The organism is Pseudomonadota bacterium (assembly GCA_039033415.1).
Taxonomy (GTDB): Bacteria; Pseudomonadota; Gammaproteobacteria; order Xanthomonadales; family SZUA-38; genus JANQOZ01.
Window position 1 is genome coordinate 49,969 of the sequence record JBCCCR010000037.1, and the last position, 20,822, is coordinate 70,790.

General features: G+C 60.9%; 15 protein-coding genes. 9 read left to right on the plus strand and 6 right to left on the minus strand.

Annotated elements, in window-relative coordinates; genetic code table 11:
• Positions 1-19 precede the first annotated feature (19 nt).
• The 5 genes from AAF358_23705 (at position 20) to AAF358_23725 (ending at position 9,094) form a co-directional block, all read left to right on the plus strand.
• Positions 20-1,726, plus strand: coding sequence for a putative 2OG-Fe(II) oxygenase (locus AAF358_23705; GenBank protein MEM7708582.1), 1,707 nt, complete (start codon positions 20-22; stop codon positions 1,724-1,726).
• Positions 1,727-1,986: 260 nt separating this feature from the next.
• Positions 1,987-4,809, plus strand: a complete 2,823-nt coding sequence (locus AAF358_23710) for a TonB-dependent receptor (protein ID MEM7708583.1) — start codon at positions 1,987-1,989, stop codon at positions 4,807-4,809.
• 60 nt (positions 4,810-4,869) lie between these two features.
• Positions 4,870-6,036 (plus strand): 2OG-Fe(II) oxygenase, encoded by a 1,167-nt coding sequence (locus AAF358_23715; protein ID MEM7708584.1) that lies wholly within the window; start codon positions 4,870-4,872, stop codon positions 6,034-6,036.
• Between the two features lie 74 nt (positions 6,037-6,110).
• Complete coding sequence (locus AAF358_23720) at positions 6,111-8,330, plus strand: M3 family metallopeptidase (protein ID MEM7708585.1); 2,220 nt, start codon at positions 6,111-6,113, stop codon at positions 8,328-8,330.
• Positions 8,331-8,413: 83 nt separating this feature from the next.
• The gene (locus AAF358_23725) at positions 8,414-9,094 is read left to right on the plus strand and encodes a HupE/UreJ family protein (GenBank protein MEM7708586.1); all 681 of its coding nucleotides are present in this window, start codon (positions 8,414-8,416) and stop codon (positions 9,092-9,094) included.
• A gap of 79 nt (positions 9,095-9,173) precedes the next feature.
• Here AAF358_23725 and AAF358_23730 read toward each other — a convergent pair whose 3' ends face one another.
• Positions 9,174-9,326, minus strand: a complete 153-nt coding sequence (locus AAF358_23730) for a hypothetical protein (protein ID MEM7708587.1) — start codon at positions 9,324-9,326, stop codon at positions 9,174-9,176.
• A 131-nt stretch (positions 9,327-9,457) separates the two neighbouring features.
• On the minus strand, positions 9,458-11,074 hold the full coding sequence (locus AAF358_23735; GenBank protein MEM7708588.1) for a hypothetical protein: 1,617 nt from the start codon (positions 11,072-11,074) through the stop codon (positions 9,458-9,460).
• Between the two features lie 161 nt (positions 11,075-11,235).
• On the opposite strand from AAF358_23735, the gene AAF358_23740 reads away from it, so the two are divergent.
• Genes AAF358_23740 through AAF358_23750 form a run of 3 tightly spaced genes read left to right on the plus strand, consistent with a single transcriptional unit; the run spans position 11,236 to position 15,252 of the window.
• Positions 11,236-11,820 (plus strand): ECF-type sigma factor, encoded by a 585-nt coding sequence (locus AAF358_23740; protein MEM7708589.1) that lies wholly within the window; start codon positions 11,236-11,238, stop codon positions 11,818-11,820.
• A complete protein-coding gene (locus tag AAF358_23745; GenBank protein ID MEM7708590.1) occupies positions 11,807-14,266 on the plus strand; it encodes a serine/threonine-protein kinase in 2,460 nt (819 codons plus the stop codon). Before AAF358_23740 ends, AAF358_23745 begins: the two co-directional genes overlap by 14 nt.
• Positions 14,267-14,304: 38 nt before the next feature.
• Entirely contained in the window at positions 14,305-15,252 is a 948-nt protein-coding gene (locus tag AAF358_23750) for a paraquat-inducible protein A (protein ID MEM7708591.1), read from the plus strand.
• On the opposite strand, the gene AAF358_23755 is transcribed toward AAF358_23750, so the two are convergent.
• From AAF358_23755 to AAF358_23770, 4 genes are all read right to left on the minus strand, one after another.
• Complete coding sequence (locus AAF358_23755) at positions 15,239-16,516, minus strand: YceI family protein (protein MEM7708592.1); 1,278 nt, start codon at positions 16,514-16,516, stop codon at positions 15,239-15,241. The genes AAF358_23750 and AAF358_23755 overlap by 14 nt on opposite strands.
• Positions 16,517-16,522: 6 nt before the next feature.
• Positions 16,523-17,122: a YceI family protein gene (locus tag AAF358_23760; protein MEM7708593.1), complete on the minus strand. Its 600-nt coding sequence runs from the start codon at positions 17,120-17,122 to the stop codon at positions 16,523-16,525.
• 250 nt (positions 17,123-17,372) lie between these two features.
• The gene (locus AAF358_23765) at positions 17,373-18,026 is read right to left on the minus strand and encodes a hypothetical protein (protein MEM7708594.1); all 654 of its coding nucleotides are present in this window, start codon (positions 18,024-18,026) and stop codon (positions 17,373-17,375) included.
• 858 nt (positions 18,027-18,884) lie between these two features.
• Entirely contained in the window at positions 18,885-19,697 is an 813-nt protein-coding gene (locus AAF358_23770; protein ID MEM7708595.1) for a hypothetical protein, read from the minus strand.
• Positions 19,698-20,019: 322 nt separating this feature from the next.
• Here AAF358_23770 and AAF358_23775 point away from each other — a divergent pair.
• Positions 20,020-20,822 (plus strand): ABC transporter substrate-binding protein (locus AAF358_23775; GenBank protein MEM7708596.1); only part of this gene is annotated, 803 nt, incomplete at its 3' end.

The following is a 20,822-nucleotide window of genomic DNA, read 5'->3' on the forward strand; positions in this document are numbered from 1 at the left end:
TCGCTGAAATAATGCCGTTATGGGCAAAACCATAACGCCGAGCGCATCTGCCTTGCTGCAGATGCCGCCCAACACAACACCCGATCACCCGCAGGCCTGGCTGAAGCTGGGCCGCGCGCTGGCCGCCGAGGGGCGCGCCGCTGAAGCCGAGCGCGCGTACCGCGAAGCGCTCAAGACTCAGCCCGGCCTGCGCGCCGCCAGGCTGGCGCTTGCGCAGCTCCTCATCAGACATGGGTTTCCTCAGGTGGCGATCGTTGAGGTGCAAACGCTGCTGGACCACGATCCCCTCGATGCCGACGCCTGGCTTACCGCCGGGCAGGCTTTTCGTGCGAACTATCAGCCAAAAGAAGCACACATGGCGTTCTCGCAGGCGCTCAGCGCGCGCTCCAGCTTCGCTGCAGCCAGCTACGCGCTCGCCAGCCTGTTGTTGGATAAGGGGGAACCGGAAAACGCCCTGGCCGTGCTGGCGGACACCCAGACAACCGACCCCCAGGCGGCGGAGCAATTTCAGCAGCTCCAGGCTCGGGCCACCGCCCAGGCTGACGGGCCGGGGCTCGGGCCGGCAGCGGCCGAAGGGCTTCTGCTGTCGAGCCTTGAGCGCTGGCCGGCCAGCGAGGGCCTGCATACGCTGCTAGCGCGACTTCGTTACCTGCGCGGTGACCCAGGCTGGTCGGATCTGCTGCAAAAGGCCGTCGATCAACAACCACAAAATTTGAGCCTCGTTCGATCGTGCGCGGCCGCCTTGCGCAACGGGCGTCAGGTCCAGCAGGCGCTTTCGCTGCTGGAAGAGACCCTGAACGCAACAGAATGCTCGCCTTCTGACGGGCGTGCCAAGCCGACGAGCGCCAGCCGACTAATCACCGACCTGCTGCTGGAACGGGCCGACTGCTACCTCAGCTTGGGTGACCCGGAGTCGGCGCTGGCAGTCGCCCAGACGGCGTGCGCCAGGGATCCGGAGCGAGTGAGACTCTCACGACAGCTGCTGGACGCGCAGCTCAGTGCGGGATGCGCACAGGACGTGCTGCCGGTTATCGAGGAAGCCCGGGAGCGCCTGCCGGACCATCCGCGCTTGCTGGGAGCCCACATCACGGCGTTGAGGGCCGTTGGGGATCCGCTCGGTGATCAGATGTTGGATCTCGAGCGGCTGGTTCAGGTGCACGATATGCCCTCCGATCTGTGGCGCTCGATCTGCCGCCCGCTGGCGCAAGAGCTGGCAGCTCTGCACGGAGAGGGCTGGGCGCCGCTGGACCTGAGTGTTCGCGGCGGGTCGCAAACGCTCCGCAGCCTGCTCAACTGCGCCACGCCTGCACTGGTCCGCCTGCGCCAATTTTTCTCCGAAGCGCTGACGGCGTATCAGGCCAGCCAGCTGGCTGAGCCCGGGCGCTGGCTCGGAGGTTCTCTCAAGGGTGAGCCTATCCTGGTCGGGTGCTGGTCCGTCCGGCTCGAACCCGGCGGTTTTCACGTGAACCATCTTCACTCGGAAGGGGTGGTCAGCTCCGCCTTTTATGTTTCGGTGCCTGAGCTGATTGATCCCGACGATCCCCATGCAGGAGAACTCGGCTTCGGAGCGCCGCGCTTTGCGGTGCCGGGGGTAGGCGTTAAGCGCTGGGTTCGACCTCAACCGGGACGGCTGGTCCTGTTTCCGTCCTGGCTTTGGCACGGCACGCGCTCCTTTAAAGGTAAGGCCCTGCGTCTCACCGTCGCTTTTGACGCTCGTTTTCGCTGATCTGATCGCTCGTCCCTGACCGTCGACCGGAGTCCGCTGCGGACCGTCCGTGGTCATTTGTTGCGCTGATTTACCGATTTACTGACCTTCCGCCTTCATCTGATCAAAAAGCGCAACCCGCGTATCAGTCTCCGCAACGGTCGGTCGCTTTCATTTCGTTAAGTTCCCGTTAAGCGCTGGACGGACCTGGCGCGGCAAGGCACGGCTTACTTTTCTGCACGCTGACCCTTGTGTGCTTAACCGAAAAAGGTGGAACACTGATGAAAGTACTGAAACGTCGAGAACTGAGCGCAGCGGTGGTGGGGGCACTGGCCACGATGGCCACCGCCGGCGCCCAGCAGCTGAACGAAGAACCCAACTCGCTCGAGGAGGTGGTCGTTACCGGTTCCCGCATTCCGCGCCCCGACCTGGTTGCCAACAGCCCGGTGGCGGTGGTGGACTCGGCGGAGTTTGAACTCGCCGCCACGGTAGAGACGGAGTCGCTGCTTAATACGCTCCCGCAGGTTGTGCCTTCTTTTGGTGCCACCACCAACAACCCCGGAACCGGTACCGCAACCGTCGACCTCAGAAATCTGGGTACGGTTCGGACCCTTGTCATGATGAACGGCCGGCGGATCGTCGGGTCGGGAACCAACGGGGTTGTGGATATCAACAACATCCCGCCGGCGCTGATCGACCGGGTTGAGGTCGCCACCGGCGGCGCCTCGGCGGTCTATGGCTCTGACGCTATGGCCGGTGTCGTGAACTTCATCCTGAAGAAAAACTACGAAGGCTTTGGCATCAACGCCCAGTTTGGTATGTCTGAGGAAAGCGACTCGGACCGCACCAACGTCGATATGATCTGGGGCACCAACTCCTCTGACGGTCGAGGCAACGTGGTGCTGTACGCCAACTACTTCGAGCGGGAACAGACGTTTGCATCCGCGCGTGACTTCTCGGCGATCGAACTCGACGAGGATACGGACGACAACGGGAATCCGATCTTGTCTCCCGGCGGCTCGTCCCGGATTCCCCAGGGGCGCATCTTTGGTGCCGCGTTTAACGGCCTGACCGACACGCGCGGCGACACCATCGGCGGCAGCGGGTTTTTTGTCGACGACAACGGCAATCCGGACGACTACACCTCGCCGGACGACACGTTCAACTTTGCGCCGTTCAACAATCTGCAGCTGCCGCTCGAGCGATTCACGACCACCGCGTTGGGCAACTACGAGGTGAGCGATAACATCAACCTGTTTGGTGAATTCACCTACGCCAACAACCGGATCAACCGGACGCTTGCGCCAACGCCTTATAACGAGTCCTCGGTCGACTTCGATCTGAATAACCCGTTTATCCCGGCCGGCGTGCTGGCCCTGTTCCAGGAAGCGGATACCGACGGTGACGGCATCGTTACCGGTGGCTTAAGCCGCCGGATGCTGGAAGCTGGCGGCCGCACAAGCGACGACAGTCGGAACCTTTTCCGATCGGTTATTGGCCTGGAGGGTAACCTCAACGGCTGGGACTGGGAGGTCTACTACAACTACGGTCGGATGGAGAACACGCAGCGACAGGGCGGCAACATCGTGCTGTCGAAGTTCCAGCAGGGCCTGCTGGTGGATCCGAACGACCCGACCCAGTGCGCCAGCGGTATTGCCGGCTGTGTGGTGCTCAATCCGTTTGGTGAAGGTGTCATGACGCCGGAGATGATCAATTGGGTCCGCGCCGCGGCAACCAACATCACCAACGTTGAGCAGCGCACGATTGCGGCCAACATTGCGGGCAGCCTGTTTGATCTGCCCGGCGGAACGGTGGGTTTTGCGGCCGGTCTGGAGCAGCGCGACGAGGAGGCAGAGTTTCTGCCCGATACGTTCCTCGCTTCAGGTGACGTCGACGGCTTTAACGCCGGCCTGCCCACCGCGGGGGAGTACGACGTAACCGAGTTCTATATGGAGTCGATCATTCCGCTGGTCTCCGGTGCCCCCATGGCCGAATACGCGGCCCTAGAAGTGGGCTATCGGTACTCCGACTACTCCAACGTCGGTGGCGTTGACACCTACAAGTTCGGCGGTGAATGGCGTCCCACGGACACGCTGAAGCTGCGCGGCCTGTATCAGCGTGCGGTACGAGCACCCAACGTTCTCGAACTGTTCCGTGGATCGTCCAACAGCTTCCCGGGCGGTGAAGACTTCTGTAACGCCGGTGCCGGCCGAACGGCGGAAGAGGAGGCATTCTGTCTGCAGCTTGGCGTTCCCGAGGGACTGCTGGGTAACTTCCAGCAGCCTGATGACCAGATTGAGGTGATCCTGAGCGGCAACCCGGATCTGGACGTGGAAAGCTCCGACACCTACTCGGTGGGTTTTGTTTACCAGCCCAGCTTTATCGAAAACCTCCAGCTCTCGGCGGACTACTACTCCATCGAAATCGAGGGGGCGATCGCCCAGTTTGGTGGCGGCCTGCAGAGCACCATCGATGCGTGTAATCAGAACCTGAGCCTGGACAACGTGTTCTGCCAGCCGCTGACGGCGCGTAACGCCGCCGGTGAGCTCGAGTTTGTGCCGCTGCCGAACCAGAACATCGCCCAGCTCAACACCGAAGGTGTGGACTTGAGCGGTAAGTACACGACGGAAGTTGGCAACGGCTACCTGCTGGATCTCAACCTTGCTGCTACCTACGTGATCAAAAACGAGCAGCAGTCCAGCCCGGTTACCGACGTGGTCGACTGCGCCGGATCGGTTGGCGTCCGGGGTACCTGCGGCAATGCCGATCCCGAATGGCGGGTTGTCGGCCGGGCCACGCTCCAGACCGGCAAACTGCGTTCGAGCCTGCGTTACCGGTTTGTCGGCGAGGTGGAGAATGAGCTGATCGCTTTGGGTACTGACCCAAGCACGCTGGCGGTGACGGACGTGGACTCCGAGCATTACTTCGACTTCGGCATGACCTACGCCTACAGCGACAACATCGATCTGATTCTCAATATCGACAATCTGCTCGACAACGATCCGCCGGTTCTGGCGGACGCCGGTGGGCAGTTCAATACCGATGCTTCGGTTTACGACGTGTTGGGTCGACGCTTCACGACAGGCTTCAGGATCCGTTTCTAAGCGGAGCCAAAGCTGCAGCAATTGGCCGGGGCGAACTTTCGCCCCGGCTTTTGCCGTCTTATGACACCGAAAGCTCAGTACCAGCGAGGGCTAGCGCTCAACGGCGCCGGTGAAAGCGCCGCGGCGCTGGAACAGGTAGCGGGGGCCGCCGGCCGCGGCCACGCGGAAGCCCAGCTGCAGCTGGCGCTGTGGCTGCTCGCCGGACACAACACGCCGGCGCGACCGCGCGAAGGGTTCCAGCTGGTGCAAAGCCTGGCGGTCCAAGGAGACCCATTCTCTCAGGGGTTTTGCGCAGCGCTCGTCGCCGGGGGGGCGGGAACCCGACAGTCCTGGGCGAAGGCGATCAGCTGGCTGCTGCTCGCCGCAAAAGGTGGCCTGGCCCGAGCGGTCACCCAGCTTGCAATGCTCCTGCTCGACAGCGGCACCGACCAACGCGAAGACGCGAGATTTTGGCTGGGGCTGGCCGCGTCCGCCGGCGATGCGCCGGCACAGCGAGTCCTTGGGCGCCCGGTAGAGGCCACCATCCCGTGGCCGGAGGACTCCCGATGGGCCGAGCTTGAGGGCGCGCTGGCAACCGGTCCAGTGCTTGCTCGTACCGAGGGCAGGGTGCTCAACGCTGGGATCAACCTCCAGTTCTTTTCGCAGGCAATTTCACCAAACGTCTGCGCCTATCTTTGCGCTGCGGCCCAGCCGTTTCTGCGCCACGCGCGGGTGAATGATGCCGCCGCGGGTGAGCGCGTGGATCACAGCCGTACCAATGAGGCGATGGGGTTTTACCCGCTGGAGGCTGACGTCATTTCGCAGCTGATTCGCTGGCGGATGGCGACCGCGGCCGGACGGGAGCCAGCATGCGCGGAGGTCCTGTCGGTGCTTCGCTATCAGCCTGATCAGCGATATCTGCCGCACTTTGATTTCTTTGACCCCGCGTTTCCATCGCACCGGCCACACCTCGCGCAGCAGGGCCAGCGTGTCAGCACCGCGCTGCTCTATCTAAATGACGCTTACACCGGCGGGCAGACTCGCTTTGTGGAGCTGGAGCGGGAAGTGCAGGGCGGCTGTGGAGACGTGCTGACCTTTGATAACGTGACGCCAGACGGGTCCGTCAATCGAATGACGCTCCACGAGGGCAAAGCGCCCGAGCGGGGTCAAAAATGGCTCGCCAGCCTCTGGATTCGCAAACGGACACAGCCAGATGACGATTGGCACATGCAGCCTCTGGCGGATTGATTAGGCTCCGGGCACTTTCCGCCCGTCCTGAATTCAGTAAACTGCAGGGCCGCCGCAACGTCTGGAGACCTTCAATGCGCAAATTCACCCTAAAATTGGCGCCAGCCCAGCTGCTCATGACGCTTGTGCTGGCCCTAATCGTCATAACGGCCGGCTGTTCCGGCGACAACAGCGAGCCGACGGCGGAGGCGCCGGCGGACTCTGCCGAGAGCAAGGCGATGGCGGAGACTCCCGCTGATGATCTGACCGGCAACCCGTTCATGGCCGAATGGGAAACGCCGTTTGGCGTGCCGCCTTTCGATCAGATCGAAGAATCTCACTTCATGCCGGCCTTCCAGGAGGGCATGCGGGTCCACAACGAGGAAATCGACGCCATCGTCAATAACGCCGAGTCAGCCACGTTTGACAACACGATCGTGGCGCTGGATCGGACCGCTCCGCTGCTGAGCAAGGTTGCCCGGGTGTTTTCCAACCTGGTCTCCTCACATACCAACGATGATCTTCAGGCGGTGGCGAAAGAGATTTCACCACTGCTGGCCAAACATTCCGGTGACATCAATCTGAATCCGAAGCTGTTTGCCCGCGTCAAAGCGGTCTATGACAGCCGGGAGTCGCTCGACCTGACCGATGAGCAGGCCTATATGCTCGAACGTACGTACGACGGTTTTGTGCGCTCCGGCGCGGCGCTTGACGACGCCTCGAAGCAGCGGCTGAACGAAATTGGCCAGGAGATCTCCAGCCTGACAACCGAATTCGGTCAAAACCTGCTGAAGGAAAACAACGCGTTTGAGCTGGTGCTCGAGACAGAGGAAGAGCTGGCGGGCCTGCCCGACTTTCTGCGCGCTCAGGCGGCTGAGGCAGCCAAGCAGCGCGATCACGACGGCAAATATGTGTTCACGCTCACCCGGTCCTCGATGACCCCGTTTCTTCAATACTCCACGCGGCGGGATCTGCGCGAACAGATCCACAACGCCTGGACCAGCCGCGGCAGCAACAGCAACGACAGCGACAACAGCAGCGCCGTGGCCAAGATTGCCTCGCTGCGGGTTGAGCGGGCGAACATACTCGGCTTCGACAATCACGCCGAATGGGTGCTCGAAGACCGGATGGCAGAAACGCCGGAAAAGGCCTACGCATTCCTGCAGCAGGTCTGGCAGCCGGCGCTGGAGCGCGCCAAAGAGGAGCGTGCTGACCTGCAGGCTATGGCGAACGCTGAAGGTGGCGACTTCGAGATTGCCGCCTGGGACTGGTTCCATTATTCCGAGAAAGTCCGCAAAGAGCGCTATGCGATCGACGACAGCGTTCTGAAGCCCTACTTTGAGCTAAACAACGTGCGCGACGGCGCCTTTATGGTGGCCAACCGGCTGTTCGGCATCACCTTTACCGAGCTGCCCGATCTGCCGAAGTACCATCCGGACGTGCAGGCGTTTGAGGTAAAAGATGGCGACGGATCTCACCTGGGCGTCTTTTACTTTGACTTCCATCCGCGTCCCAGCAAGCGCGGCGGGGCCTGGATGAACTCCTTCAGGCTGCAGTCCAACGTCGACGGTCGGGTTCGTCCGGTCATCGTCAACAACTGCAACTTCCCCAAGGGTTCCGGCGGCATTCCGACGCTGCTGAGCTTCAACGACGCGTCCACCCTGTTTCATGAGTTTGGTCACGGGCTGCACGGGATTCTGTCGGACGTCACCTACAGTGGCCTGGCGGGTACGTCCGGTCCGCGCGACTACACGGAGTTCCCGGCCCAGATGATGGAGCACTGGATCTCGAGCCCCGAGGTGCTGCGCGAAACGGCTCGCCACTATGAAACCGGAGAGCCGATCTCCGAAGAGCTGATCGAGAAGCTCGACGCCTCATCGAAGTTCAATCAGGGCTTCAAAACCGTTGAGTATCTCTCGGCGTCGATCCTGGACATGGACTGGCACACGCTCGAAACCACCGACCTGCAGGAAGTGGCGTCATTTGAGCGCGAGTCGCTGGAGAAAATGGGTCTGATTCCGGAGATTGTGGTGCGCTACCGCAGCACGTACTTCGGCCATATCTTCTCCAGCACCGTGGGCTACTCATCGGGCTACTACAGCTACATCTGGTCGGAGATCCTGGACTCGGACGGTTTTGACGCCTTTCGCGAGGCGGGTGACATCTATGACCAGGAGCTGGCCGGTCGGCTGCGAGAAAACATCTACTCGGCCGGCGGCACCGCGCCGGCTATGGATCTCTACGTGCGCTTCCGCGGTAAAGAGCCCAGCATCGACCCGCTGCTGCGCAACCGCGGCTTTATCCCGGCGCCCTGAAGACCCCAAACCACAATTGTGCGTTAGAAAAACGCGGCGTTCTTCGCCGCGTTTTTTTTCTGCTGCTGCCAGCCATCTTTGTGGTGAGCGGTGCGGCCGCGCATCCGATGGACGAGGTGTGTGATCCAGCGGAACTGCCGACGCCGTTTTGTCTGGCGCTGAGCGGGCAGCTGGAAATTGAAGAGCCACCGACGCTCGGGGAGACGCTGACCGAGTATCTCGGGCTGGGGTATGTCCATATCCTGCCGGCCGGCATGGATCACATCCTGTTTGTGCTGGCGCTGTTTCTGGCCGCGCAGACCTGGGGTGTGCTGCTCTGGCAGGTCACAACCTTTACCGTCGCGCATTCCGTTACGCTCGGGCTCGCCGCCGTTGGGCTCACCTCTCCCGGAGGCACGCTCGTGGAGGTGCTCATCGCCGCGTCGATTGCGTTTGTCGCGGTGGAGAATCTGTGGCTGCGCGGCCGCCCGGTACCCTCTTGGCGTTACCTGGTGGTATTTGCCTTCGGACTGCTACACGGTCTGGGCTTTGCCGGCGTCCTGCTGGAGCTGGGCATGCCCGATGAGCAGCTCGTCGCGGCGCTGGTGGCGTTTAACGTGGGCGTGGAGCTGGGCCAGCTGACTGTTGTGGCCGCAGCTCTTCTGCTGGGCTGGGTCCTGCTGCGCAAGCAGCTGGGCCAGGAGCGTTATGTGCGCTGGTTTACGCTTCCCTCAAGCGTCGTGATTGGACTGATCGGCGCCTACTGGGCCGTTACTCGCCTGTAAAAAAATGCCGGCTGCCGCCCCCGATCCCCAGTGATCCCAAGTGGGCCACCTGGCAACCAAGGCTACTTCAGCGAGCGTGTCAGGCGTCAGGCCAAGGCGATTCGTCGGGGTCATAGCCGTAGCTATGGCCTCGGCGGATCAACGCCGGCATGGCGCCTGACGGGCTCGCCCTACGGGTCGTCACCTGGGCCAGCCTGGCGGCGTTGCGAACCTTGCCAAGGGCAACGGCCATTGGCTACGGCTCGCGCCTTGCCAGCCAGGCCCAGGTGGCGACTGAAGTAGTCTTGGTTGCCAGGCGGCCCACTATTCCCCTTCACTCCGGGGCGGCAGCCAGCAAACCGCTAGCTGTTGTTTCCCATCTTGCTACTCTTCGAAGCCATTGGTGAAGATGACCTCCGGCAGGATCGGCACAAACAGCTCCGAGGGTTCCGAGGTGGTTCCGGCGAGCGTGCCTGGGATTACGTTGTCAGCCTGGCTGGTGCTGGTGGTTCGAATGCCTTGGCCTCCGCCGATGTTCGACGGCAGCGTGAAGGTGAAATCCCCGCTCCCGTTCGCTGTGGCGCTGCCGAGATAGGCAAGCGCCTCGGCATTGGTGTCGGTGTCGTCCAGGTAGAAGTCGATGATGCAGTTCGGGCAGGGGCTGCCGGCGCCCGCGCCGCCGGTGACGTTGAGACCATTGATTGTGAGGATCTCTGCCGCTTCGAAGGTTCGTATGACCGTGCCGATCTGCGGCCCCATCTCGTAAAGCTTTTCCGGGCCGTCAATAGAGAGATTGCGGCGGACGGTGTTGCCGCCTTCGTCGGTAAAGGTGTCGTCGGTCCACAGCAGCGCGCCGTCCGTATTCTCAAAGCCAGCCCGCACCCGAACCATCATATTGTCGACAATCTGGTGTGAGTCGCCGGAGAACTTGATGCCCTGACCGCAGGTACCCGCGGGGCTGTTGGCGCTGTCCTCCCCGACGATATTCATCTGGACGGTATGCGACGCACCAAAGATCTCGACGGCAATCGGCGGCGTGTCATTGGTCGACCGTAGATTTTGCATTCCGGCAAGCGTATTGCCTTCGATGACCGCGCCGGTGCCGGCCAGCGAAATCCCCCAGCCGCCGTACCAGTCCTGCGGATCAGGCGGGACGTTAAACGGGCCGATCGCCTGGCACTCGACGGCGGGTGGTCGGGCCGGCACGGTGCCGTCGCGGCGCGTGCCGATGAAGTTGTTGAGAATCTGCGCGCCGCTGGCCATGGAGTTCACCTCGATGGCACGGGTGGAGGCTCCGGACAGCACGTTATTGCGAATGGTGGCGTTATTGCCGTCGCGGGTGACGTTCACGCCCTGGGCCCCAGCCAGGTTGTCCGCGTTGCCCACCGGATCAGCAAACATGATGCTGTTGCCGTCCTGGCTCAGGCCCCAGGTGTTGTCTTCGAAGATATTCCCGCTTTCCTTCAGCTGGATACTGCCGCCGCCAAAAAAACCCATTCGCCGGATCGTGTTGTTTTGCTTCTCGATTTCGATCGGAAACTCGGTGTCGACGAAGATTGCCGGGCCGCCGTTCACCTGAGGGCCGCCGTCGATGGTGACGTTGCCAGAGACATCCAGGATGCTCTGACCCTCAATCGCCAGCCGAGACTGGGAAGCGGAGTCGCTCATCTCCAGGGTCCAGACGCCGAGGGTGCCGTCGAAGCTGCCGTCGTCGCCGTCACCGTTCACCTCAAGGCCGGTGAACACGATGGAAATCGGCTGATCGCTGGTCGGTCGCGCCCCGGCCTCTCGCAATGCCCGCCGGAAGGTGCAGCGCCCCGCGCCGGGGCCGGTGGTGTCGGGTTGAAACAGGCCGCCCTGTGCGTAGGTGCAGGTGTGAGTATTGCTGCCAGGCTCTTCATCAATGGCCCAATCGACCACGATGGTGGTGCCGCCGCTCAGGGCGGCCGTAGGCAAGGCAATAGCCGAGATGACAGCCAGTACGGATAAGTCCTTTTTCATCGTATGCTCGCTTTATTCCAATGGGTCTACCGATACATCGCGTGAGCGGTCGGCAAAACTGGACAAGGTTTTTTTCCAGACCCGCCGATCGGGCCGGGCTGGGTTAAACTCAGGGTTCGACGGACATACCATGCGGTTAGGCAAGGCAGGGAGACCGGCCCATGCAGGGCGATGACAGGGACATCACAAGCTGGATTCAGTCGGTAGCAAGCAATCGTACCGGCGCGTTGGAGCACCTGCTGCCGATGATTTATGGCGAGCTCCGGACGCTGGCTCGAAGCCGCCTGCGCTCGGAGCGGGAGGCACATACGCTGTCGACAACCGGGCTGGTGCACGAGGCCTATCTGCGCTTCAGCCAGCAAAATCAGCTCAACATCAACACCCGTGCCGAGTTTTTTGCCTTTGCCAGCGAGTGTATGCGTCGCGTGCTGGTGGATTACGCCCGGGCCCATCGCGCCAGCAAACGCGGCAGCGGCAAACAGCCAGTGCCGCTGGATCAGGTGGACCACATGTTGTCCGACCGGCAGGCGCAGGAGGTCACAGACATCGACCTGGCGCTGGATAAGCTGGGTGCGGCGAACCCCCGCGGGGTTCAGGTGCTCATGTGTCGTCTCTTCGGCGGACTGAGTCTCGAAGAGACGGCTGCGGCGCTCGAGGTGTCCATGAAAACCGTGCAGCGGGATTGGACTGCCGCCATCGCCTGGCTGCGAAAAGAGGTGGACGTCAACAGCTTTGTCTTCGACTGAAACCAATCCTCAGGAGCGCTGGCAGCTCCTGCAGGACTCGTTTGAGGCGGCGCTCGAAATCGCGCCGGATTCACGCGCCGGTTGGCTCGCCAAGCAGGCGCTCCCCGCTGATGTGCTTGAGGAGGTGACCGAGATGCTGGCGGCGCACGACGGCCCGGCGTTGGCGCTTGAGGCTGGCGTGGGCGCGGACCAGCCCCCGGAAAACATCGGTGTGTACGAGGTGCTGCGAAGCATCGGCCAGGGCGGCATGGGTGAGGTTTTTCTGGCCCGCCGCAGCGACGGGAGCTTCGACCGGGAGGTGGCGATCAAAACGCTCAGCGGATGGGTCTCAACGCCCGCCGCCCGATCGCGCTTCCTGCAGGAACGGCGCATCCATGCGCGCCTGGAACACCCGAACATCACCCGACTGCTCGACGCCGGCCTGACTGACCAGGGGCTGCCTTATCTGGTTATGGACTATGTTGATGGGGTCGACATTGTCACCTACTCAACCCGAGCCGAGCTTTCGCCCCGCCAGCGTGTTCGGCTCCTGCTGGCGGCCTGTGACGCCGTCGCTTTTGCTCACAGCCGGCTGGTGCTGCACCGTGACATCAAACCGACCAATATTCTGGTGACTGAAGCCGGCGAGGTTCGGCTCCTGGACTTCGGCATCGCCAAGCTGCTGGTGGATGAGGAGAGTGCAGGCGGCGAGGATGCGCTGACCCGTCCCGGGGAGCACCTGATGACCCTGCGCTACGCCAGCCCCGAGCAGGTTCGCGGTGAAGCGCTGGACGTGACCTGCGACGTCTATTCTCTCGGCGTGGTGCTGTTTGAGCTGCTGACTGGCAGCGCGCCGTTCGACGCCAAGTCGCAGTGGGAGCTGAGCGAGCAGATTGTGCATCAGCCACCGCGCTTTTCGACCCCGACCGGCACGGCTCGGCAGGTGGAGGACGACCTCAAGGCGGTCTGTCTCAAGGCGATGGAGAAGGAGACCGCGCAGCGCTACGCCAGCGCTGCCGAGCTGGCGGAAGACCTCCGACGATACCTCAGCTACCGCTCGATCTCGGCGCGCAGACCGGGCGTTTGGGTGAGGCTGCAGCGCCTGTTTCAACGTCATCCGGTGGCGACCCCGCTCAGCGCTATGGCGGTGATTGCAACCCTCAGCGGCGGTCTGACGGCAGCCTGGCAGGCCCAGCAGGCGCAGCGCGAACGAGACGAGGCGCGGGCCCAGCGCGACCGGGCGGAACAGGTGACCGAGGTGCTGGTTGATCTGTTTGACAGCGACCCTTATGCCGAAGCCGATCGCCGCCGAGACGACATCACGCTGCGCGACTTTTTGGTCCGGCGGGCCGCTGACGTCGGCGATGAGCTAGCGGATCAGCCGCTGCTAAGAGCTCAGCTGCAGGATCTGCTGGCTAACCTGCTTACCAATCTGAGCCTGATCGAAGATGCTGAACCCCTGGCCCTCAACGCGCTGGCGATTAGGCGCTCCGAGGCTGCGGGTAATGACAGCCTTCCCCTGGCCCGCAGCGTCGCCACGCTGGGCAACCTGCGGCAGGCGCAGGGTCGCTTCATCGAGGCTGAACAGCTGCATCGTGAGGCGCTGGCCATGCGCCAAAGCCTGCTCCTTCCTAGCGACCCGCTCGTTGTCACGAGTCTGAACGACCTGAGCGTCGTCTTATACAGTCAGCGCACCGACGCGAAGGAGGCTGAAGCGCTGGAGCTTGACCGTCAGGTGCTGCAGATCAACATCGATCGATTCGGGCCGCAATCGCTACAAGCCGCGCAAAGTTACAACAACCTGGGGGCGCTTTTTGTACAGCGGGGGCTGGATGGCGACCGTGAGTTGGCTGCCCCCCTCCTGCGCAAGGCGCTGGAGATTCGTCGGAAGCGGCTTGGCTCCGATCATCCCAATACGGCCAACAGCGCGGCCAATCTGGCCAACCTGCTCCACGACATGGGCCAGCTGGAGGCGGCCGGGGAGCTGTTTGACGAGGCGATTGAGAGTACGCGCCGGTCAATGGGGGAAGGCAGCACGCGTGTCGCAGATCTGGTCTACGGCTTTGGCTTTCTGCTGATGGAGCTTGAGCGCTGGCAGGAAGCGTCTGATCGTTTTTCTGAAGCGGTAAACATCTACGAGGCGTCGCTACCCCCGGACCATCCGTATATCGCTGACGCTCGCTTCGTTCGGGGACAAGCAGTCGAAAAAGCCGGACGAGTTGAGAGTGCAAGCGAGGACTTTCGGACGGCGATGACCATCTACCGACAGCATGCTGACAGTCTCGACAGCGAGCTGCGCGCCACCTTGCACTACGCTCGCTCGCTGTCCGAACTTGGTGATGAAACGCGCGCCGCATCCGTTGCTCGTGCCGGTCTGGCACGGGCTGATGGCAGTACCGATCCGAAGCTTCGAGAGGCGCTGGCGGCGTTGGTTGAGGTTAACGTTTCAGCGTCTTCCGATCCGTGAAGCCCCGACGTTGGGTTCGGCTCCAGCTGAGTCGGTTGGTGAGACTCTGGCGAGCAGGCTGGGCGGGCAAGATGCTGGTCCTGTCCGCCATGACGTTGCTGCCGGGTCTGCTGTTGCCGGTGCTGACCGTCGATACCCTTGCAACATCGGCGACAAGCTACTCCATTGTTCAGGGAGTCTGGGAACTGGTGTCGAACGGCAAGTTCGGCCTCGCGGTCCTGATCTTCGGATTTTCGGTGGTGTTTCCGCTGCTGAAGCTGGCCCTCCTAATCCGTTTCTGCGTGCATCCGTCGCGCTACTCGGCGAGCCGATGGCTGCTGTGGCTCGGCAAGTGGTCGATGCTCGACGTGTTTGTCGTGGCGGTTCTAACCGGCGCCGGGCGACTGCGGCTGCTGTCATCCTTCGAGTCAGCGTCCGGGGTTTACTGGTTTGCAGCAGCGATTGTCTTGACGATGGTGGGCGCAGAACTCCTATTGAAGCCGCCCGAGCGTTCGCCCCACGTTAGACGTTCAACGCGCCGCGAACAGGCGCTCATCCTGCTACCGCTGGCAGGTCTTGGGCTGCTGGTCGCGGGGCTCCTCACTCCGCTGATGGAGGTGAACAAGTGGCTTTTTTGGCGCAATGCCTACAGCTTGCTGGCGGCCCTTCCGAAAATGCTGGGCGAAGGGGAGTGGTTGCTCCCACTGATGCTGCTCTTTACGGTGGTTCTTGCCCCGGCGCTCAGATTGGGGGCTTCGATCGGTCATCGGCTGACCCGACATCCCGGCTATCAACACCTGCACACGCTGGCATCGCAGTGGTCGATGCTGAGCGTTTTTGTGCTGGCGCTGCTGTTGGTCATGCTAAAGCTGGGTGCCGCGGCCAGCGTGGAACCGCGGATCGGTCTTTGGCTGTTAGCGGGGGCCGCTGTGGTCAGCGGCGTTGATCGGTGGCTGCTGGGTAGAGGGGACTCGGAAGCCCGCACCCCTGATACTAGGGCAGGGTAGCCTCGACGCGTACTTCCACCTGCACTTCCTGACCAACCCAGGAGGTGTCCTGCCAGTCTCCGAGGCCAAGCCCGAGCGCCAGCCGGTCTAGCAGCGCGTTGCCCTCCAGCAGCCTTCCTTGACCGGTAATCACCTGCTTGCCGTCTTCGCCAGTGACGGTAAACGCAAGCTTCACCGGCGATGCCTCTCCCTTAATCGTGAGCTGGCCGTCAGCCACAAAGCTCCCGTCGCCCGCTGCGGAGAAACGCGTGGCGTTATAAAAGGCCTGTGGGTGATTGGCGGTATCGAACCAGTCTGGGTCAATGATGGTGGCGTCGCGGTCGGCGTCGTTGGTGTCCACCGATGAGGTGTTGACGGTCACCGCAAAAGCGCTGCGATCGAGCGCCTCGGCGTCGAACTGGATACTAGCCTCCCAGGAGGTCCAGTCGCCGGTGAAGCTGGCGCCGGCCTGGTCGCCGGTAAAGCGGATATAGCTGTTGGCGTAGTTGATTTGCCAGGTGGGTAGTGGCTCCGGTGCAGCCGCTAGCTGGTCTGCTGCTTCGGACGATTCTTCCAGCGCGTCGTCAGTTGGAGCCTCTTCCTTTTCGTACGGAGTCGATATTTCTGGCGTCTCAACCGTGGCCGCCGGCGTGGTCTGCGCCGGCGCTGCCCGCGGGCTGTCGGGGAGACCCAGCTGATAAACACCGCCGCCGATGAGCGCGAGGAACAGAATTACCACCGGTGTAGACGTCATACGAGACATAACTCCGTCGCGATCAACAATCGCGTGTTTGAAGGCGGCCACAATATGGATAACCGCCACGACAAACAACAGCTTGGCGAGCGTGTCGTGTACCTGCTCGAGCCGATCGCTAAGCAGCGGATCCGGGGCTACGAGATCGGGGAGCTGGAACAGGCCAAACCAGCTGACCGAGTAAGCGGTGGCCGAGGACATCAGCCACCCGGTAATCGGCAGCGAGAACAGCAGAAAATACAGCAAGCCGTGGCTGATCTTAGAAGCGCTGATCTGCCAGCCCGCCATCTGGACGGGCAGGGCGGGCGGTGCACGGAAAAAACGCCAGGCCAGCCGAATGACCGCCAGCATCAGGACCGTGATGCCGACCGATTTGTGGTTGGCAAGCAGCGCGAGCACCCGGACGGTGCGGTCCGCATGCTCGGCGTTTTCCGCCAACCGAGCTAGCACATACTGGAGCACGATGAGGCCGGCTACTGCCCAATGCAGCAGCCGGGCGACGCTCGTGTATTGCTGGCTCGGCGCGGACATGACGACTTAGCTGTCGGGGTTACCGTGCAGCTCGACTTCGATGGAAATAGTCACTTCATCACCCACGGCTGGAGTGGCGTAGCTCATGTCCCACTCAGAGCGCATGACCTTGGCGGTCGCGGAGACGCCGACGGTCGGCTTCTTGCTGAAGGGATTGTTGCCGGTTTTGTTGATGGAAGCGTCGAGCACGACGGGCTTGGTGATGCCTTTGATGGTCAAATCACCCATCACCTTGAACTGGTCGTCGCCCAGCGCCTCCATACCGGTGGAGGTGAAGCTGATCGACGGAAACTCGTCGGTGTTGAACAGCTTGTCATCGTTCAGGTGTTCGTCAAATACCTCAACTCGGCTGTTCACGCTCGTTGCGTCGACGGTCACGCTGAGGCTGCTGGCTGCCGGGTTGGCTGCGTCGAGATCCAGATCAACGTCAAAAGAGTCAAAGCCGATCTGAGGATTAGAAAAGCCCAGGTGGCTGTAGGTAAAGGTGATGTAGCCGTGCGTCTTTTCGAGCGTGTACTTGCCAGACGGTACGGTGATATCGGCGTTCGCTGCTGCAGTGAGGGCAAGCGCAGAAGCCGCCAGGGTGCCGCGAATAAATGCTTTCATGGTGACGTTCCTTCCCAGAATTTGATGGTTGAAAGACGGCCGGCAGCTGTCGGTGAGATGGTGCTGCCGTTTACCTTAACTCGAGTGAAGCCGTAAAGCTGTGCCTGCGTCAGCAGAATCTTCGACAGGCTTCGACATGATTTTCAAGCGGCGGTGAATCGGATGTGAAGCCGAACAGATTTGCTGGGTGGAGCGGCGCGAGAACAGGGTAGAGCGTTGCGTATACCGTGAGAAAGTGTGGCTTGAAAGGTTAAGTTCTAACTGAACGAATACTCATACCGACCAGCAAAGCGTATCCGATAAGCCCTGCAGGGCCAGCAATCGGCATGACGCCGCTACCCAAAAATGGGCCCGCTGAGGCAGCGATAAAACCGAAAAACCCTGCGAATGCACCGATTGCTGTAAGCGGTTTAGGGAGAATACTTGCCGACCTCAGAAAATCCGTCAGGAAGATGAAGAACACGCCCAAAAAAGCGATTGCATTTGAAAAGAAAAAGACCGCAAGCGCTTGCTCGTTTGCGAATTCCAATAGAGCCGGCTGATCAGACGCAAGTCCCCCCGCCACAAAATACCCGCCTAATGCCGCACCATACATGCTCAGATTCGCAAGCGAGCCTACACCGAAAAGTCCCCAGCCCGCAGGCGCCGCCTTTTCTGTTGGAAGCATAGTGGCAAGAATTATTCCGCCAGTTGCCATGAAACTGAGCGCGTATGCCTCGATCGTCCAATAGGCTTTGAATAGGGTTTGCCGCGCCACGAAATCAGCACCGCGTTCCGCAAGTGTTGGAACCGACCCATCTTCATTCGGCCCCAAGCCCAGAACGGTCAAAAAGAGTGTGATCGTCACGATCAGTACAAAACACCCAATCGCCACCAAATATCCTGCAGGCTTGAACGTGCTCAAAGTGTCTGTTCCTCTCAGATCATTCCGTGCGCCGACCAGCACTGCGAATACTTATTTCGCTGTATTGCGCCATCTTTGAAAGATACTACTAGCTCGTAAAGAATATGCATTATTGATGCGAGCTTTCGCTTCGATAAATCAAAGTAGCGGCAATCCAGTGAAGCGTAGGCGTCTGCTTTGCGCGATAGCGGACACTCGAGGCTCGTTCTGATCTGACACCGACTGCTAGATCAAATACCGACTACTGCAGATAGTAAAGGCGTTCCCGCTCGTCATTCACTACGATCTCGCGCATCCCGCGCTCGGTCAGTTCGAGCTCGCCCGCATCAACCACCTTAGAAACGCCCAGGTGAGCGGTTGCTGGCGGTAAAAGGAGCCCGCACTTGCTACGGGCTCCTAAAGGGGCTGCTAATCGCCGTTCCCACCGCCTTCGTTGTAATCTTTGGTGGCAAAGCCACTGAAAAAGTTGAAGAAGTTCAGCAGGTCGAACCAGAAAGTTTCTCTTTTCATGATGGATTCCTTGATGTGTGTGTATTGGGTGACCCCAGCATTGGGTGTTGCGGGACCTGTGGATCAGTCCCCGTTTCCGCCGCCTTCGTTGTAATCTTTGGTGGCAAAGCCACTGAAAAAGTTGAAAAAGTTCAGCAGGTCGAACCAGAAGGTCTCTCTTTTCATGATGTGTTCCTTGATAAGTGTGTTTTTGGTGACCCCAGCATTGGGTGATTCAGGACCTGTGGATCAGTCCCCGTTTCCGCCGCCTTCGTTGTAATCTTTGGTGGCGAAGCCACTGAAGAAGTTGAAGAAGTTCAGCAGGTCAAACCAGAAAGTTTCTCTTTTCATTACTCTTTTCCTTTTGGGTTAATCGTCCCCTCGGACGAAGGTGTACCAGCCCATTCCGATGTCGGTGCCAAAGTCGGCGTTGTGCTCGGATTGGGCCTCGAATTGAGGGAATACGTCCTTGTTAACGACGAAGTTGGAACGTCTTCCCTCATTACTGAGTGCCTCCAGCGCCGCTGCGATGCGTCGCGGAGGTACGTTGAGCCGCCCGGCGACCTGCTCGTACATACGGTCTTCCGGGTTGCAGCGAAGGTTGTGATTAACGGTAGACAGGTGCTTGGTGACGTTTCGGAACATCGCCAGCGTGCGTTCCATCATGTCCTCTGGAACAGCGCCAAGCCGCTTGAGCCGAAGATCGCCGTTTTCCAGCACCTCAATGTTGTTGCAGGCCTCGAGGTACTCGATAAGGGCTTTGACGGAATAGCCCGTAACTTTGCAGTGTTTGGCCAGCGCCTCGAAGGATCGAATACCGGATACCGGAAGATCCATCGGGCCCGACTCGTTTCGCCATCGCTCACCGCGCTGCCACTCGTCGAGCACACGAGCGACCGGCGACAGACGCCCGGAGATCGCAGCGGGCTTCTGACGCATATAGGTGCTGACTTTGTCCCGAGTCAGGCCCGTTTGCAGACCGACGTTGGTTGCCGTTGCTCGTTCACCTTCCCGCTCGAGTTTGCGGGCCGCCGCGTCTACCATGGCCTTACGCATGAGCGGTTCGAGGTCGCTGATCTTGACGCCGTGGGCGATAAGAACGTCCGCAAGTTCGGTTAGAAGGCTGCACGTGCCCTCGCGCAGTTCGGAAGAGATCTCGTAAAACAGAGGAATTGCTGACATTTTCTACTCCAGATGAAGAAATAAATTCAATTTGGAGGAAAAATAGCATTTTGCTGGAAAAAAATCAGACTTTTCCCTGTAACGGGAAAGAAGTCATATAGTCCATCGTGCCAGGTGGGAGTGGGGTCAAAACTTACCTACCAGGTACGTTTGGGTTGGGACTGACCTCGAACGTTAAAGAGCGGGTGGCGCCCGGAGCCACCCGCTTTTTTTTTGCTTGCCACGCACCGGGAATCTTTGCTGTTATTTCCCCATGAACCGATTGTCTTGCCTGAGTCGCTGGCTCCTGGTGCTTTGTCTTTCCGCAGCAGGGTCTGGTTGTATGGAGCAGTCCGAGCCGCGGGCGACCACGCTCCGGGCAGCCTTCAACGGCAGCACCGACAGCGTCCGGCCTGGGTTCAAACAGTCGCGGTACGCTTCGGCGTTGGTGCTGGCCACCTACGACACGCTCTTCGAATATCGGTATCTATCGCGGCCCCTAGCACTCGTACCTTCGCTAGCCGTTGCGATGCCCGAGGTCTCAGAGGATGGGCGCACCGTGACCGTGCGACTGAGACCCGATGTGAGGTTTCCGGACGACCCAGCGTTTCCAGGCGGGAAAGGTCGGACGGTTTCCGCGGCCGACGTCGCCTACTCGGTACTGCGCCATTTCGATCCGAAGATCAAAGCTCGGCGCAGCGATCTCTGGCGGGATCTCGTTTTGGGGATCAAAGAATGGAAGGGCGACTACGCTGAGCTGCCGGCCGGAATCGAGGTGCTTGATAAGCTGACCATTCGGTTTCAGCTCACGGCTCGATCGCCAAAGTTTCTGCACACCCTGGCCAATCCGGCTTCAGCGATTATTCCGCGCGAGGCTGAGCAGGCTTATGGCGAGGAGCTGGCGCGTCGCACGGTTGGCACCGGTCCTTATCAGCTCGATTCGCTGGACGAAACAGGCGCCGTCCTGGTTCGAAACCCCAACTTTCGAGAACGCCGATTCTCCCTGAAGGAGGCAGGGTTCGACCCGAACGTCCACGATCCGAGAATCGCCGAGCTGGAAGGCCGCCTGCTCCCATTGGTGGATCGCGTCGAGGTGAGCTTTGTCACCGACATGACCAGCCGTTGGTTGGCCTTTAACAACGGTGA